Origin of the sequence: Marmoricola sp. Leaf446, from assembly GCF_001424755.1 — a bacterium.
Taxonomy (GTDB): domain Bacteria; phylum Actinomycetota; class Actinomycetes; order Propionibacteriales; family Nocardioidaceae; genus Marmoricola.
Map to the genome: position 1 here is coordinate 35,443 of NZ_LMRF01000006.1, position 14,926 is coordinate 50,368.

21 protein-coding genes and 1 riboswitch are annotated in these 14,926 nt (G+C 74.2%); of the genes, 4 read left to right on the top strand and 17 right to left on the bottom strand.

The window, feature by feature from the left end; all coding sequences use genetic code 11:
* Positions 1–88: 88 nt before the first annotated feature.
* The 5 genes from ASG49_RS14785 to ASG49_RS14805 all read right to left on the bottom strand — a co-directional run bounded on the left by ASG49_RS14785 (position 89) and on the right by ASG49_RS14805 (position 3,152).
* Positions 89–913: an RNA methyltransferase gene (locus ASG49_RS14785; RefSeq protein WP_056543247.1), complete on the bottom strand. Its 825-nt coding sequence runs from the start codon at positions 911–913 to the stop codon at positions 89–91.
* Between the two features lie 29 nt (positions 914–942).
* A complete protein-coding gene (gene rplT, locus ASG49_RS14790; protein WP_056543248.1) occupies positions 943–1,326 on the bottom strand; it encodes a 50S ribosomal protein L20 in 384 nt (127 codons plus the stop codon).
* An 89-nt stretch (positions 1,327–1,415) separates the two neighbouring features.
* Complete coding sequence (gene rpmI, locus ASG49_RS14795) at positions 1,416–1,610, bottom strand: 50S ribosomal protein L35 (RefSeq protein WP_056543250.1); 195 nt, start codon at positions 1,608–1,610, stop codon at positions 1,416–1,418.
* A 57-nt stretch (positions 1,611–1,667) separates the two neighbouring features.
* Positions 1,668–2,345, bottom strand: a complete 678-nt coding sequence (infC, locus tag ASG49_RS14800) for a translation initiation factor IF-3 (protein WP_255355149.1) — start codon at positions 2,343–2,345, stop codon at positions 1,668–1,670.
* Between the two features lie 303 nt (positions 2,346–2,648).
* The gene (locus ASG49_RS14805) at positions 2,649–3,152 is read right to left on the bottom strand and encodes an SseB family protein (protein WP_056543254.1); all 504 of its coding nucleotides are present in this window, start codon (positions 3,150–3,152) and stop codon (positions 2,649–2,651) included.
* 47 nt (positions 3,153–3,199) lie between these two features.
* On the opposite strand from ASG49_RS14805, the gene ASG49_RS14810 reads away from it, so the two are divergent.
* The 4 genes from ASG49_RS14810 to ASG49_RS14825 are packed head-to-tail and all read left to right on the top strand — an operon-like array spanning position 3,200 to position 6,342.
* Positions 3,200–3,733, top strand: a complete 534-nt coding sequence (locus ASG49_RS14810) for a hypothetical protein (protein WP_082534181.1) — start codon at positions 3,200–3,202, stop codon at positions 3,731–3,733.
* Positions 3,734–3,735: 2 nt separating this feature from the next.
* Positions 3,736–4,989, top strand: a complete 1,254-nt coding sequence (locus tag ASG49_RS14815; protein ID WP_156384369.1) for an alanine racemase — start codon at positions 3,736–3,738, stop codon at positions 4,987–4,989.
* Positions 4,986–5,585: a 4-amino-4-deoxy-L-arabinose transferase gene (locus ASG49_RS14820; protein WP_200936348.1), complete on the top strand. Its 600-nt coding sequence runs from the start codon at positions 4,986–4,988 to the stop codon at positions 5,583–5,585. Before ASG49_RS14815 ends, ASG49_RS14820 begins: the two co-directional genes overlap by 4 nt.
* Positions 5,578–6,342, top strand: coding sequence for a GTPase domain-containing protein (locus ASG49_RS14825; protein WP_056543256.1), 765 nt, complete (start codon positions 5,578–5,580; stop codon positions 6,340–6,342). The genes ASG49_RS14820 and ASG49_RS14825 overlap by 8 nt, the downstream gene beginning before the upstream one ends.
* A 13-nt stretch (positions 6,343–6,355) precedes the next feature.
* Here the strand turns inward: ASG49_RS14825 and ASG49_RS14830 are convergent, their stop codons facing one another.
* The 12 genes from ASG49_RS14830 to ribD all read right to left on the bottom strand — a co-directional run bounded on the left by ASG49_RS14830 (position 6,356) and on the right by ribD (position 14,671).
* Positions 6,356–7,309 carry a GNAT family N-acetyltransferase gene (locus tag ASG49_RS14830; protein ID WP_056543258.1) on the bottom strand — a complete coding sequence of 318 codons (954 nt, stop codon included), beginning with the start codon at positions 7,307–7,309 and terminating at the stop codon, positions 6,356–6,358.
* A 13-nt stretch (positions 7,310–7,322) separates the two neighbouring features.
* Positions 7,323–7,781, bottom strand: a complete 459-nt coding sequence (locus tag ASG49_RS14835) for a PH domain-containing protein (protein ID WP_056543259.1) — start codon at positions 7,779–7,781, stop codon at positions 7,323–7,325.
* Entirely contained in the window at positions 7,765–8,652 is an 888-nt protein-coding gene (gene hisG, locus ASG49_RS14840) for an ATP phosphoribosyltransferase (protein WP_255355141.1), read from the bottom strand. Before hisG ends, ASG49_RS14835 begins: the two co-directional genes overlap by 17 nt.
* Complete coding sequence (locus tag ASG49_RS14845) at positions 8,649–8,912, bottom strand: phosphoribosyl-ATP diphosphatase (protein WP_056543260.1); 264 nt, start codon at positions 8,910–8,912, stop codon at positions 8,649–8,651. The genes hisG and ASG49_RS14845 overlap by 4 nt, the downstream gene beginning before the upstream one ends.
* Before the next feature lie 48 nt (positions 8,913–8,960).
* The gene (locus tag ASG49_RS18705; protein ID WP_056543261.1) at positions 8,961–9,356 is read right to left on the bottom strand and encodes a hypothetical protein; all 396 of its coding nucleotides are present in this window, start codon (positions 9,354–9,356) and stop codon (positions 8,961–8,963) included.
* Positions 9,353–10,090, bottom strand: a complete 738-nt coding sequence (locus ASG49_RS14855; RefSeq protein ID WP_056543263.1) for a hypothetical protein — start codon at positions 10,088–10,090, stop codon at positions 9,353–9,355. The genes ASG49_RS18705 and ASG49_RS14855 overlap by 4 nt, the downstream gene beginning before the upstream one ends.
* Positions 10,087–10,707 (bottom strand): hypothetical protein, encoded by a 621-nt coding sequence (locus tag ASG49_RS14860; RefSeq protein ID WP_156384370.1) that lies wholly within the window; start codon positions 10,705–10,707, stop codon positions 10,087–10,089. The genes ASG49_RS14855 and ASG49_RS14860 overlap by 4 nt, the downstream gene beginning before the upstream one ends.
* A gap of 89 nt (positions 10,708–10,796) precedes the next feature.
* On the bottom strand, positions 10,797–11,168 hold the full coding sequence (locus ASG49_RS14865) for a hypothetical protein (RefSeq protein ID WP_056543267.1): 372 nt from the start codon (positions 11,166–11,168) through the stop codon (positions 10,797–10,799).
* Positions 11,169–11,262: 94 nt separating this feature from the next.
* The gene (gene ribH / locus ASG49_RS14870; RefSeq protein ID WP_056543269.1) at positions 11,263–11,739 is read right to left on the bottom strand and encodes a 6,7-dimethyl-8-ribityllumazine synthase; all 477 of its coding nucleotides are present in this window, start codon (positions 11,737–11,739) and stop codon (positions 11,263–11,265) included.
* Entirely contained in the window at positions 11,736–13,004 is a 1,269-nt protein-coding gene (locus ASG49_RS14875; RefSeq protein ID WP_056544824.1) for a bifunctional 3,4-dihydroxy-2-butanone-4-phosphate synthase/GTP cyclohydrolase II, read from the bottom strand. Before ASG49_RS14875 ends, ribH begins: the two co-directional genes overlap by 4 nt.
* Before the next feature lie 11 nt (positions 13,005–13,015).
* Positions 13,016–13,603 carry a riboflavin synthase gene (locus tag ASG49_RS14880; protein ID WP_056543270.1) on the bottom strand — a complete coding sequence of 196 codons (588 nt, stop codon included), beginning with the start codon at positions 13,601–13,603 and terminating at the stop codon, positions 13,016–13,018.
* Complete coding sequence (gene ribD, locus ASG49_RS14885) at positions 13,604–14,671, bottom strand: bifunctional diaminohydroxyphosphoribosylaminopyrimidine deaminase/5-amino-6-(5-phosphoribosylamino)uracil reductase RibD (protein ID WP_369814235.1); 1,068 nt, start codon at positions 14,669–14,671, stop codon at positions 13,604–13,606.
* Positions 14,672–14,741: 70 nt separating this feature from the next.
* Positions 14,742–14,872: riboswitch (FMN riboswitch) on the bottom strand.
* Positions 14,873–14,926: the final 54 nt, after the last annotated feature.

A 14,926-nucleotide genomic window follows, 5' to 3' on the forward strand; every position in this document is an offset into this window, starting at 1 on the left:
GGGTGTGGCTGGTGTGCAGGTCCTGTGCAGACGTCGGGCCGGGCCCGAGGGCGCGTCCAGGGGCGCGTCCGGCGGCGCGTCCGGAGGCTCAGGCGCGACGGGCGCTGGCGTAGAGGCACACGGCGGCGGCGGTGGCGAGGTTGAGGCTCTCGGCGCGGCCCAGGATCGGGATCGAGACCCGGTGGTCGGCCAGCGCGGCCAGCTCGTCGGGCAGCCCCCACGCCTCGTTGCCGAGCAGCCAGGCGACGGGCCGGTCGAGCAGCCCGGCGTCCTCGGCGTCGAAGAGGTCGGTCTCGCCGCCGCCGTCGGCGGCCAGCACCAGCCGCCCCGAGGCCCGGGCGTGGGCCACGGCGGTCGCCGGGTCGGGCTCGAGCGCCAGCGGCAGGTGCCACAGCGAGCCGACCGTGGCCCGCACGGTCTTGTCGTTGTAGGGGTCGACGCTCGAGCCCGCGAGCACCACGCCCGTGGCGCCCGCGGCGTCGGCGGTGCGGACCACGGTGCCGGCGTTGCCGGGGTCGCGCACGTCGGCGCAGAGCACGAGGGTGCCCGTGGTCGCGACGACCTCGTCGAGGCCCACGTCGAGGACACGGCACACCGCCACCACGCCCTGGGGGCTCACGGCGCCGCTCAGCGAGGCGACGGCGTCGTCGTCGGCGACCAGCCAGCGCACCCCGGCGGCGTCGGCCTCGGCTCGCGGGCCGACCAGAGCCTCGGTGGCGGCCGCCGTGGCGAAGACCTCGACCACCCCGCCCGGACCCGCGGGGTCACGCTGCAGCGCCTCGGTCAGCGCCTTCTGGCCCTCGGCGAGGAAGAGCCCGTGCTCGAGCCGGGACGCACGACGGGCGAGCTTCCGGGCCGTCTTGACGCGTCCACTGCTGCGGGCGAGTGGACGGTCGGGCTGGAAGCTCGCCACGTCGGGGTGCTGCGGTGAGGCGGGGACGCTCAGGCCGAGGCCGGGGCGTTGACGTCCTCGGGGAGGGCGGCCTTGGCGGTCGCGACGAGGGCGGCGAACGCCGGCGCGTCGTTGACGGCCAGGTCGGCCAGGATCTTGCGGTCCACCTCGACCTCAGCGGCCTTGAGGCCCTGGATGAAGCGGTTGTAGGTCATGCCGTTGGCGCGCGCCGCGGCGTTGATCCGCTGGATCCACAGCTTGCGGAAGTCGCCCTTCTTCTTGCGGCGGTCGTTGTAGCTGTAGACCAGGGAGTGGGTGACCTGCTCCTTGGCCTTGCGGTAGAGGCGCGAGCGCTGTCCGCGGTAGCCCGAGGCCCGCTCGAGAGTGACCCGACGCTTCTTCTGGGCGTTGACCGCCCGCTTGACGCGTGCCATGTGTGTTGCTCCTTCGGTGGATCGTGGTGCGCCGGCGTACGACGCGTGGGTGCGGCGGTGGGACCGTCACCCGGGGATGGTCGGACGGGTCAGAGACCGAGCAGCTTCTTGGCCGTCTTGACGTCGGCCTTGGCCACCTCGGTGGTGCCCGACAGACGGCGGGTCTTCTTGGAGGCCTTCTTCTCCAGGTTGTGGCGCAGGCCCGCCTTCTCGCGGCGGATCTTGCCCGTCCCGGTGACGCGGAAGCGCTTGGAGGCACCGGAGTGCGTCTTGTTCTTCGGCATGTCTCTTCCTTCTGTGGTGGCGGTGGTTCGGTGGGGCCGAGCGGCCCGGACGGAGGCTCAGGCCTCGATCTCGGGGTCGAGGTTCTCGGAGCGACCGCGGGCCTTCTTGGGCCCGGGGGCCGCGCGCCCGGCGCTGCGCTCCGCGTGCTCCTCGGCGCGCTCGGCCTCGCGCTCGGCGGCGCGGGTCTCCTTCTCGGCCTTGACCTCGGCCTTGGCCTCGGACTTCTTCTTGTGGGGCCCGATGACCATGGTCATGTTGCGGCCGTCCTGCTTGGGCGAGGACTCCACGAACCCGAGGTCGGTGACGTCCTCGGCCAGCTTCTGCAGCAGCCGGAACCCGAGCTCGGGGCGGTGCTGCTCGCGACCGCGGAACATGATCGTGATCTTGACCTTGTCGCCCTGGCGGAGGAACCGCACGACGTGACCCTTCTTGGTCTCGTAGTCGTGCGAGTCGATCTTCGGCCGGAGCTTCATCTCCTTGATCACGGTGTTGGTCTGGTTGCGGCGGGCTTCACGGGCCTTCTGCGCGTTCTCGTACTTGAACTTGCCGTAGTCCATGAGCTTGCAGACCGGGGGACGGCCCATCGGCGCGATCTCGACCAGGTCGAGGTCGGCCTCCTGGGCCAGTCGCAGGGCGTCGCCGGTGGAGACGATGCCCACGGTCTCGCCGTTGGGTCCCACGAGCCGGACCTCGGGTACGCGGATCCGGTCGTTGATGCGCAGCTCGGTGCTGATAGGTCCTCCTGGGGACGGTCTGGTGGTGTGACCTGAGGAGAACGCGCTGGCCGGGCGAAATCTGCCCGGGACGACGAGAGGCTCCCGCGTGACACGCGGAAGCCTCGATCGGGAACGCCCAGGAGCCGTGCCGTCGGCGACGGATCGGTCCTGCTCGTGACCGGGACCCGACGACCTGGTGGAACTGGGTGGTGCACGGTCGGTGCGGGTGGGAGGAGGCCTCCGCTTGTCGGACCACCCCTCACGACAGGCAGGCGTGGTCGGTCGGGCACGAGGATACCGTCCCCGCGCCGCAGATGCACATCAGGCCGTGCCGGCCCAGCCCCATCCGCCATCGGCGAGCCGCAGCAGCCGCTCCCCGGCGGCCAGGCGCGCGAGGTCGTCGCCCTCGACGGCGAACAGCACCGGACCGGCCACGTCGACCAGCAGGGCCGAGGCACCGTCCTGGACGGCCGACGCCGCGGCGTCGGCCAGGCTCACCGGGACCGGACGCGCGGTGGGGTCCCAGCGGGCCATCGGGGCGCTGCCGGTGAAGGCCAGCAGGGCGGTGCGGCCGTCGCGTCCGGTCATCAGCACCGCGGCCATGTCGCTGCTCTTGTCGTGCGCCAGGCCCTGCTCGTCGTGCTCGACCTCGCCCAGCACCGCCACGACGGGCACCAGCACCCGGGAGTCCTGGAGTGCGGCCGTCGCTGTCAGCGCCCGGGCGCGGTCGCCCGGCGCCGCGTCGTACGACGTCAGGGCCGCCGCCACCGCGACGTCGACCGCGCCGTCGTCGCCCGCGAAGCCGGGATCGGGGATCTCTCGCACGCCCCGATCCTCCCAGCCGGCCCGGACCGGCTCGTAGGCTGGGCCGCATGGACCCCGCCGGCACCCTCGACTCCACGACCTGGACCGCCCTGGCGCTGACCCTGACCGTCGTCGGCGCGGTGCTGTCGTGGGTCGCCTTCCGCCGGCGGGGCGCCGCCGCCGGGCTGCGCGGCCTCGCGTGGACGCTGCTCCCCGTGGCCGCGTGGCTGACCGGGACGCTGCGGCTGGCCGTGGCGATCGTCGAGGACGTCGTCCGGTGGGCCACGCGCCTCGTGCTCTCCCCCACCGTGTGGGCGGGCATCGTCGTGGCGGGCGTCGCCGTGCTGCTGTTCGTGGTCTCCGGTGCGATGCGCTCGCGCGCTGTCGGGACCCGCGACCGCGTGGGGGCGCCCCGCGGCCGCCGGGCCGCCGCGGCGACGGAGCCGGCGCCGACCGCGGTGACCCCCGGGGCGGCCGCACCCGCCGGGACCGCGAGGGCCCCGAAGCCCGCAAAGGCCTCGAAGCGCGGCACGGCTCGGCACGAGAGCGACCTCGACGACATGGACGACATCGAGGCGATCCTGAAGAAGCACGGCATCTGAGCGTGGCCCCGGCCGACGCGGCCCGCACCACCGACGGGGCACGGACCCGGCTGGCCCGGCGGCTCGACCGGGCGGTCGACGGGCTCGACGACCCGCGCTCCCCGCTCGTGGTCGTCGACCTCGACGCCCTCGAGGCCAACGCCGACGACCTGGTGCGCCGTGCCGCCGGCACGCCGGTGCGGGTGGCCTCCAAGAGCGTCCGCGTGCCCGCGCTCCTGACCCGCGTGCTGGCCCGGCCGGGCTTCGCCGGCGTGATGGCCTACACGCTGCGCGAGGCGCTGTGGCTGGTCCGCGAGGACGTCACCGACGACGTGCTGCTCGCCTACCCCACCGTGGACCGGGTCGCCCTGACCCGGCTGGTGGCTGATGACCGGGCCCGCGCGGCCGTCACCCTGGTCGTCGACGACGTCGCCCACCTCGACCTGCTGGCCGCAGCCGGCGCCGGCCGCGAGCGGCCGGTCCGGGTCGCGCTCGACGTCGACGCGGCGTACCACCCGCCGCGGCTGGACCGGGTGCACCCCGTGCACCTGGGTCCGCGCCGCTCGCCGCTGCGCGAGGTCGCCGACGTGGTCGCGCTGGCCCGCGAGGCGGTCGGGCGCGGGCTCGTCGTCGTCGGGGCGATGACCTACGAGGGCCAGGTCGCGGGACTGCCCGACGACGTGCCCGGCGCACGGCTCCGCTCGGCGGTCGTACGCCGGGTCAAGTGGGTCTCGCTGGCCCAGCTCGCCACCCGCCGCGCCGCCCTCGCCGAGGCGCTGCGCGAGGTGGTCGGCGGGCCGCTGGAGCTGTGGAACGCGGGCGGCTCCGGCGACGTGGCCGAGGCGGCCGCCGACCCCGTCGTGACCGAGGTGGCCGCCGGGTCGGGGCTGCTGGTGCCGGCCCTGTTCGACCACTACCGGTCCTTCGACCCGCGCCCCGCGGCGTTCTTCGCCGTCCCCGTCGTACGCCGCCCGGCCGCCGGGACCGTGACCGTCGCCGGCGGCGGCTTCGTGGCCAGCGGGGCCACCGGACGCGACCGCGCCCCCCTGCCCTGGGCGCCGCCCGGGCTGGCGCTCACCGCGACCGAGGGCGCCGGCGAGGTCCAGACCCCGCTGACCGGGCCCGGTGCCGACGCCCTGCGGATCGGCGACCGGGTGTGGTTCCGCCACGCCAAGTCCGGGGAGCTGATGGAGCACACCGACCTCGTCCACCTGGTGCGCGGCGAGGTGGTCGAGGACTCGGCGCCGTCCTACCGCGGGCTCGGGCTGGCCTGGTGAGCCCCGCCGAGCCGGGCGACGCCGTCGGGCAGGTCCTGGCCGCCCTGACCGCCCGCGCCCCCACGCTGGGCTCCGGCCGGCTGCTGTGCGTCGACGGGCCCGCCGGGTCGGGCAAGACCACGCTGGCGGCCGCTGTGGCGGGGGCGACCCCGGGCGCGACGGTCGTGCACCTCGACGACCTCCTGGAGGGCTGGGACGGGCTGGCCCGCGTCGCCGACCACCTCGAGACGCTGCTGCGCCCGATGGCCGGTGGCGGGCCGGGCCGCCACCGGCGCTGGGACTGGCACGCCGACCGCTGGGCGGAGACCGTCGAGGTGCCGCCGTCGCCGCTGCTGGTCGTCGAGGGCGTCGGCAGCGGCACCCCGCGCTGTGCCGACCTGGTGACGCTGCTGGTGTGGGTCGGGGCGCCGTACGACCTGCGGCTGCGCCGGGGCCTGGAGCGCGACGGCGACGCCTTCGCGCCGCACTGGGAGCGCTGGGCCCGCCAGGAGGCTGCGCTCTTCGCCCGGGACCGCACGCGCGAGCGGGCCGACCTCCGGGTCGACGGGCGGGACGGCAGGGTGCCGGCCGACTCCCTAGGCTGGCCCGATGGCTGAGCGACGACCCCGCGGCGTGCGCGCCCTCCCCCACGCCCTCTCCCGCGGCCGCGAGCGGGTCACGGGCGTGCTCAAGCGCCGCTTCCCCACCGTCGCGGTCACCGGCATGACCGGCGTCGGCAAGACCGAGCTGGTCGACACCCTGACCGGTCACTCCGGGCCGCGCACGCCCGAGGCGCTGGCCGAGTCGGGCTCGGCGGTGATGGAGCACCGGGTGCGCCGCGGTCGCCGGCTCACCGGGTTCCGGTTCCGCGTCGTCCCGGGCGAGAACGCCGCCACCCGGCTCGGCGCCCTCGACGAGGTCTTCCACGACGAGCCGGTCGACGGCGTGCTGCACGTGGTGGCCCACGGCCACGCCACCGGCCGGCGCACGGCCGGGACGACCGGCGCCGCGACGGTCCGCCGCGACGAGCAACTCGCGCGCGAGCTCGAGGACTGGACCGTCACCGCGCACCGGATCGCCTCGATGGCGGTGCGCCGCGACCGGCCGACCTGGCTGGTGGTCGTGGTGACCAAGGTCGACCTGTTCCACGACGACGTCGAGGAGGTGGTGCGGTCCTACTCGCCGGGCAGCGGCTCCCCGTTCGGCGACCGGCTCGACGAGCTGCGGGCCCTGGCCGGCGCCGCCAAGCTCTCGATCGACGTGCTCCCGGTGTGCAGCCACCTCGAGAAGGGGTCACCGGTCTCGGCCAAGCAGCGCGACACCTACCTGCGCACCCTCGAGGCGCGGATGGCGCAGCTCTCCGGGCACGTCTGAGCCGCCGCGCGGGTCAGGGCCGCCGGTAGGTGGTCCAGCGCCGGCGTACCTCGAACCCGACCGCCTCGTAGACGCCCAGCGCCCCCGTGGGGTTCTGGCTGTCGACGTCGAGCCCGACAGTCGCCACGCCGTCCGCGCGGTGGCGGCGCAGGGCGGTGAGCAGCATCGCCGCGGCCAGTCCCCGGCGGCGGTGGCCGGGCAGCGTGCCGACCTTGGCGACGTAGGTCTCCCGTCGACCGGTGCGCTCGGCCACGGCGTCCCACTCGTTGGTCTGGAGGTACGCCGCGACCTCGCCGGACGCGTCGCGGACCAGCACGCTGAGGTCCGGCCGGTGCGACCGGCTCCCGCTGACCCACTGCGCCCACATCGGGGCGCTCCACGGCGACCACGCGGGGTGGCCGACGAAGGCGACGTTGTGGGCGGCGCGCAGCTCCTCGGGGTCGACGCCCTCCCAGGTCGAGACGGTGTAGCCCGGCGGGAGCACGGGCGCGGCCGGTTCGACGGCCAGGTCGGCGCGCATCAGGAACTCGTAGCGGTCGGGCACGAACCCCGAGGCGCCCACCAGCGCGCCGAACCCGGGCTGGTCCGAGGGCGCGGTCGCGCTCAGCACGGGCTCGAAGGAGCCGCGCTCGGCGACGTGGTCCTCGGCGCGTCGTACGAGCAGCGGGAACAGCCGACCGCCGATGCCCTGCCGCCGGTGGTCGGGGTGGACACCGCCGTCGATCGAGACCAGCAGCTCGTAGCCCGCCGGTGCCCGCGGCAGCAGCCGGGACGTCGCCACCGGCTCGCCCTCCCGCTCGACCAGGAGCCAGTCCTGCGGCCCGGTCATCGGGTTCGCGAGCTCCTCCAGGACGTCCTCGACCGAGTAGTGCTCCTCGGTCCGGTCCGCGGCCTCGAGCGCCACCAGCAGGCGCTGCACCGCGACGGCGTCGTCGGCGGTGACCGGTCGGGTCGTCAGGTCGCCCATCCGGCGACCCTACTCAGGCGGCAGGCGTGTGCTCGTCGACGCAGGCGCGGATCTCCCGCACCGCCCGACGGGCGCGGTCGCCGTCGCTGCCCTGCACGCCGATCATCGACACGGTCTCGCCGTCGGAGAGGTCGAGCGTGCCCCACGGGGCGCCTCGGCCGAGCTGGACGGCCAGGATCTGCGACCACTCGTAGCGCCGGGTGCGGTAACCGTTGACCACGGTCAGGCCGACGTCGGTCGCGACGACGCGCGAGCGGATCAGCGCGTGGTAGCAGGCGAACAGCATCAGGCCCAGGACGACCAGGGTGATGCGCTGCAGCACCGAGAAGGTGGACCGGACCTCCTCGCCCAGCGCGAACCAGGTCACGGCGAGCACGACGAGCAGCAGGCCGCCGAAGACGTAGACCGCCACCCGCGCGCCGAGCGGGCGCCAGGTGTGCGGGAGGGCCGGGGCCCTAGAGCCGGCAGGCATGGATGTCGGTCAGCAGGATCGCCCGGGCGCCCAGCGCCCAGAGCTCGTCCATCAGCAGCTGCGCCCCGTCGCGCGGGACCATGGCGCGCACCGCGACCCAGTCCTCGCGGTGCAGCGGGGAGATGGTCGGCCCCTCGAGCCCCGGGGTGAGCGCGACCGCGTCGTCGAGGTGCTCGCGGTCGATGTCGTAGTCCATCATCACGTAGCCGCGCGCCACGAGGACGCCGTCGAGGCGGCGGGTGAACACCTCGAAGCCGACCGGGAGCGACGGCTTGCCGGCCTGGGTGATCATCACCGCCTCGGACTCCAGGATGACCTCGCCGAACACCTCGAGCCCGGCGGCGCGCAGGGTGCTGCCGGTCTCCACGACGTCGGCGATGACGTCGGCGACGCCGAGCTGGATGCTGGTCTCCACCGCGCCGTCGAGGCGGATCACCTCGGCCTCGAGCCCGTGGGCCTCGAGGTGGCGGCGCACCACCCCGACGTACGACGTGGCGATGCGCTTCCCGCCGAGGTCCTGGACCGAGGTGAGCGTCCCGGGCCGGGCCGCGAACCGGAACCGCGAGCGTCCGAAGCCGAGCTCGCGCACCTGGTCGGCGTCGGCGCCGGAGTCCAGGAGCAGGTCCCGGCCGGTGATGCCCACGTCGAGGGTGCCCTCGCCGACGTAGAGCGCGATGTCGCGCGGCCGGAGGTAGAAGAACTCGACGTTGTTCTCGGCGTCGAGGACGGTGAGCTGCTTGGTGTCGCTGCGCTGGCGGTAGCCGGCCTCGCGCAGCATCTCGGTCGCCGACTGCGACAGCGAGCCCTTGTTGGGGATGGCGATCCGCAGGGGCGGCGTGCCGCTCACGGGGGTGACCACGGGGGCGCTCACAGGTGGGCGTAGACGTCGTCGAGGGTGATCCCGCTCGCGAGCATCAGCACCTGGGCGTGGTAGAGCAGCTGGCTCAGCTCCTCGGCCGTCCGCTCCGGGCCCTCGTGCTCGGCCGCCATCCACGACTCCGCCGCCTCCTCCACCAGCTTCTTGCCGATGGTGTGGACGCCGGCGTCGAGGGCGGCGACGGTGCCGGACCCCTCGGGTCGCTGGGCTGCCTTGTCACTGAGCTCGGTCCAGAGCTCCTCGAACGTCTTCATCGCCCTCCAGCCTACGAGGTGGCGGGGGCCGCCGCGCCTCAGGGCCGCTCAGGGCCGCCGCGCGGCACGCTGGTCCATCTCGGCGGCCAGCCGCGGGTCCTCCGCGCGCAACCGGGCGACCTTCGCGTCGACGCCCTGCTCGACCTCGGCCCGGACCTGGACCGCGCTCCAGTGGGTGTCGACGCCGCGCATCACCTGGTGCATCGAGGTCTGGCCCGCGTCGATGCGGCGTTGCAGCTCCTGACGTGCCCTGCCGTTCGAGCCGTTGCGGTCCTCCTCGGCGGCCTCCTCGCGCTGCCCGCGCGTCTCACGTCGGAACGCCTCGCGCTCGACGGCCACCTGCTCGCGCGCCGCGGCGGCCTGGTCCTTGAGCTGCCGCAGCGACTCCTGCTGCCGCGCGACCACGCTCCGCAGCTCGGCCAGCGCGTCGTCGGCCGCGCTCATGCCGACCCCGCCACGTCGTCGGCCATGCCGCCGGCCCCCGCCTGGGTCCCGATCTCGGCGAACGCGAGAGCCACGTTGATCCCCTTCATGACGCTGCTCATCGCGGCCACCGCCTGCAGCAGCGCCGGGATGAGCTTGTCCAGCTTGCGGATGTAGTCGATGGCCTTCTCCGCGAGGCTGATGCACTTGCGGATCCCGCCACCCCCCGTCGCGATCTCCTTGAGGACCTTGGCCGGGGTCAGCGAGATGACGATCTCGTCGATGAAGCTCAGGCACTCCGCGACCAGCTGCACCGTGGTCTCCGTGGCGTCGAGCATGTTCTCGATGGCCGTGGCGATCAGGGCCGCCGCCTCGCCCTGACGTCCGTAGGCCTCGGCGACCCTCGTGAGGTCGGCCCGGCACGCCTCGGCCGCGTCGCCGAGCCAGACCCCGGGCAGGGCCGCCTCCATGGCGGCGTAGTTGCCCGAGATGTCGGTCAGGGCCCCGGAGGCGTTGGCCCACCCCGAGCGGATGTCGGAGACACCGTTGAAGTCGCCGGCGATGGGGTCCATGATCGCGCCGATCAGGTCGAACCCGACCTTGCGCAGCACCCAGTCGATCGCCCCGACGACGAGCCCGCAGTCGTCGCGGACCCCGTCGATCATCGCCCCGTAGGCGTCGCCTCCCCCGCCCTGGGCGCTGGCCAGGGTGGGCGCGACCGGGCTGTAGGCGAACTCGCCCGTCATGGCGGTCACCTGTCCTCCCCCTCGTCGACGAAGTCGGACATGTCGGCGATGTCGTCGCGTGCCTCGCCGACGCCGTCGAGCCGCTCGTGGGTGGTCAGGCCCTGGTCGACGAGGTCCAGCGGGGACAGCGGGGTCCCGTGGCCCGGCACGGTGAACTGGTCGCCGAAGCCCCGCAGGATGCGGTCAGGCGTGTTCATGGGGTCCGTGACGAGGTCGGGGACGCGGAAGCCGAGGTCGGCCGCCCGGCCGGGCAGCTTCACCTCCCCGGGCAGGTTGGGAGGGCCGTCGCCCGCCAGCGGGCCGGCGGGGCCGACGGAGGGCTCGAGGGTCCCGAAGACGGCCCGGACCGCGTCGTCGTTCTCGACGTAGGCCTGCAGCGTGGCGGCCATGGCGCCGGCACGGGCCCGGGCGCCCTCGACGCCGGTGGCGATGGTGTCGGTCATGTCGGCGAACGCGTCGGCGTACGTGCCCTGGAACAGGGCGAGGAAACCCCGCCCGAAGGCACCGTTGTCCGCGCAGACGCTCCGGACGTGGTCCAGGACCACCTGTGCCTCGTCGGACTGTCCGTCCAGCGCCTCCTGCGCCTGGGTCAGCCCACCGTGATGGACCTCGAGCGAGTCACCCATCTCCACCCCCCGTGTCGATGGCACGAGGGTAGGGACCGCGCACGTGCGGCGTGGGCGTTTTCGACGACGACGGCGGGAAGCCGACGGGCTCAGAACAGGCCGAAGACCGACGGTCCGCCGATGATGGGCCCGACGAACCCTCCGAGCGAGAGCAGCCATCCCCACACCACGTAGCTCCGGCCGTGGCCGCTGTCCGTGGCTCCCTCGTCGAGCACCTGGCGTGTGGCGGGCAGCCTGGTGCGGAAGGCGAGACCGAAGCAGAACAGACCCGCGAGCATCACCGGGATCCCCCACAGCAGCCACCAGGTCTGCAGCATCAGGGCGATCGCGACGAACAGCACGCTGCCGCCGATGGGGAAGACCACCAGCGGGCCCGCGCGGAAGATGAGGAAGTAGCGCTCGACCCCCGCTGAGACGCGCGCGGCGCTGCGCCGGGCTTCGTCGTCGTCGATCTGGCTCATCGCGCACCTCCCGTGTCGCAGCGGGCCCGGCACGCGCTGCTGCCCGGAGGATAGCCGCGGACGCGAGCGCGTGAGGCGGGTACGCCGGCCTCGGTCAGCCCCGGAGCGAGCCGAGCGTGCGGGCGGTGTGCAGGGCGGCGGCGGTGGCCTCGTAGCCCTTGTCCTCCACGCTGCCCTCGAGCCCGGCACGGTCCAGCGCCTGCTGCTCGGTGTCGCAGGTCAGCAGGCCGAAGCCGACCGGGACGCCGGTGTCCAGCGCCACGCGGTTGAGACCGTCGGTCGCGGCGGTGCACACGAAGTCGAAGTGGGGGGTGCCGCCGCGGATCACCACGCCGAGCGCGACGACGGCGTCGTACCCGCTGCTCGCGAGGGCCTGGGCGACCACCGGGAGCTCGAAGGAGCCGGGCACGTGGACGAGGCGGTGGTCGGTGACCGAGTACGCCGCCAGCGCGCGCTCGGCGCCGGCGACGAGGCCGCCCATGACCTGGTCGTGCCAGCTGCTCGCGACCACCGCGACCCGGAGGTCGCTGCAGTCGACGGGCTGGTCGGTGGGGCTGCCGTGTCCGCTCACAGGTGGGCTCCTTCGTCGGCGGGGAGGGGGGCCGGACCGAGGTCGAGGCCGTCGAGCTGGTGGCCCATCCGGTCGCGCTTGGTCATCAGGTAGGCCAGGTTGTGGTCGTTGGGGTGGGGCGTCAGCGCCACCCGCTCGGCGACGTGGACCCCGTAGGACTCCAGGCCCGAGGTCTTGTCGGGGTTGTTCGTCAGCAGCCGCACCTCGCGGACCCCGAGGTCGCGCAGGATCTGCGTCGCCGCGCCGTAGTGACGGGCGTCGGCGGGCAGCCCGAGGTCGAGGTTGGCGTCCACCGTGTCGCGGCCGCCGTCCTGGAGCTGGTAGGCCTGCAGCTTGGCCAGCAGACCGATCCCCCGGCCCTCGTGGCCGCGCAGGTAGACCACGACGCCCCGCCCCTCGGCGACGATGAGGTCCATCGCCTCGGCCAGCTGGGGCCCGCAGTCGCAGCGCTCGGAGCCGAAGACGTCGCCGGTGAGGCACTCGCTGTGCACCCGGGTCAGCACCGGCCCGTCCGCGAGGTTCGCGGGGTCGCCGTGCACCAGGGCGACGTGCTCGCTGCCGTCGACGGTGATGCGGTAGCCGAACGCGGTGAAGTCGCCGTGACTGGTGGGCAGCCGGGTGACCGCTTCGCGCACGACGTGGGACTCGGTGCGCCGGCGGTGGTGGACCATCTGGTCGATGGAGATCATCTTCAGGCCGTGCTCGTCGGCGAAGGCCCGCAGCTCCGGCCCGCGCTTCATGGTGCCGTCGTCGTTGACCACCTCCACCAGCACGCCGGCCGGCGTCAGCCCGGCCATCCGTGCCAGGTCGACGGCCGCCTCGGTGTGGCCGCGCCGGTTGAGCACGCCTCCCTCGCGGTAGCGCAGCGGGAAGACGTGCCCCGGTCGGGTCAGCTCCCACGGCTCGGTCGCGGAGTCGGCCAGCACCCGGGCCGTGTGCGCCCGGTCGGCCGCGGAGATGCCGGTCGAGACGCCGTCGCGGGCGTCCACGCTGATCGTGTACGCCGTGCGGAGCTTGTCCTTGTTGTGCGGCGTCATCAGCGGGATCTCCAGCCGGTCGAGCATCTCGGCCGGCATCGGCACGCAGATCACGCCGCTGGAGTGGCGGATGGTGAAGGCCATCAGCTCGGGCGTCGCCTTGGACGCCGCGAAGATGATGTCGCCCTCGTTCTCGCGGTCCTCGTCGTCGACGACCACGACCGCCTTGCCGGCGGCGATGTCGGCGACCGCCTCCTCGACTCTGTCGAGCCTGATCGTGTTGCCCACGGCCTTCTCGGTCACTGCCTCACCATCTTCTCGACGTACTTCGCGATGACGTCGACCTCGAGGTTGACGGTCTCGCCGGGCTGCCGCGCACCGAGGGTGGTGCGGGCCAGGGTCTCGGGGATCAGGCTGACGGTGAACGACTCCGCACGCACCTCGACCACGGTCAGCGAGATGCCGTCGACGGTGATCGACCCCTTGGGCACGAGGTAGCGCTCGAGGTCGGCCGGCAGCGAGACCTCGACGACCTCCCAGTGCTCGCTGGGCGTGCGGGACATGACGGTGCCGGTGCCGTCGACGTGGCCCTGCACGATGTGCCCGCCGAGCCGCGTGGCCGGCGTGACCGCGCGCTCGAGGTTGACGCGCGCGCCGGGCTCCAACGCCCCGAGCGAGGTCTTGTCGAGCGTCTCGCGCATCACGTCGGCGGTGAAGGCGCCGTCCTCGTTGCTCACCACCGTCAGGCAGCAGCCGTTGACGGAGATGGAGTCCCCCAGCCCCGCGTCGCCGGTGACGACAGGTCCGCGGACGGTCAGGCGCACGGCGTCGCCCTGGTCCTCCAGGGCCACGACGGAGCCGAGCTCCTCGACGATGCCGGTGAACATCTAGTCCCTCTTCTCCGTTGGTCCGCCTCGGTGGGCGGGGGTCAGGGTGAGCCGCACGTCGGTCTGCTCCCCCGAGCCGAGGACGGCGACGTCCTCGACCCGCAGGTGCAACGCATCGGCGATCGTGGTGATGCCCAGGTCGCCCACCGCGCTGCGGCCGGCGCCCAGGAAGCTCGGCGCGACGTAGGCCACGACCTCGTCCACCAGGCCCGCGGCCAGGAACGCCGCCGCCAGGGTCGGCCCGCCCTCGAGGAAGACGTGCCGCCGGTCGCGGGCGTAGAGCTCCGTCAGCGCCTCGAGCGGGTCGCGGGTGCGCAGCAGCACGGTCTCGGCCGCGTCGTCGAGCACCCTCGCATCGGTCGCGACCTCGCGCAGGCCCATCACGGCACGCAGCGGCTGGTGGGCCAACGGTTCGTCGTACTCGTCGCGGACGGTCAGCCGAGGGTCGTCCACCTCGACCGTGCTCGTCCCGACCAGCACCACGTCGCAGCGGGCACGCAACCGGTGCGTGTCCACCCGCGACGCGGTCGAGGTGATCCACCGCGAGGTGCCGTCGGTCGCGGCGCTCCGGCCGTCGAGCGTGCTGGCCAGCTTCCAGGTCACGAAGGGCCGGTGGTGCTCGAGCGCGAAGGTCCACGCCCGGTTGACCGTGCGCGCCTCCCGCTCCATCAGGCCCAGGTCGACCTCGATCCCCGCCTCGCGCAGCCGCCGCTCCCCGCCGGCCGCGACGGGGTTGGGGTCGGGCTGCGCAAAGACCACCCGACGCACCCCGGCCGCGATCAGCGCCTCGGTGCAGGGCCCCGTCCGGCCGGTGTGGTTGCACGGCTCCAGCGTCACGACCGCGGTCGTCCCGGCCGCGTCGACGCCGGCCTCGGTGAGCGCCGCGGCCTCTGCGTGCGGGGTGCCCGCGCCACGGTGGTGCCCCTCGGCCACGACCCGGCCCTCGTCGTCGAGCAGCACGCACCCCACGCGCGGGTTCGGCCCGAGCGGGACGCCCGGCGACTGCGCGAGGTCGAGCGCGCGACGCATCGCGCGCTGCTCGGCGCTGGCCTGCTGGTCGGGTCGCACGGCGGACGGTCCTCCGGGGGTCGTGCCCGCGGCCGTGGGGAACCCGGCACCGGACCCCGAGGGGACGGCGCCGCGTGCTGCTTCTCATCCGGACTGTGACCGTCGGTCCAGGAGTTCCACCTGGTCAACCGGCCGCTGGAGGCGGCCGGGTCGCGGACTTTCACCGCCGGTGCGGATTTTCACCGCCCCCAGAGCACGCGAGCGTTGATCGCTCGGTCACCAGCCTGCCACAGGGCCCGCCACGCGTCGTCGTGA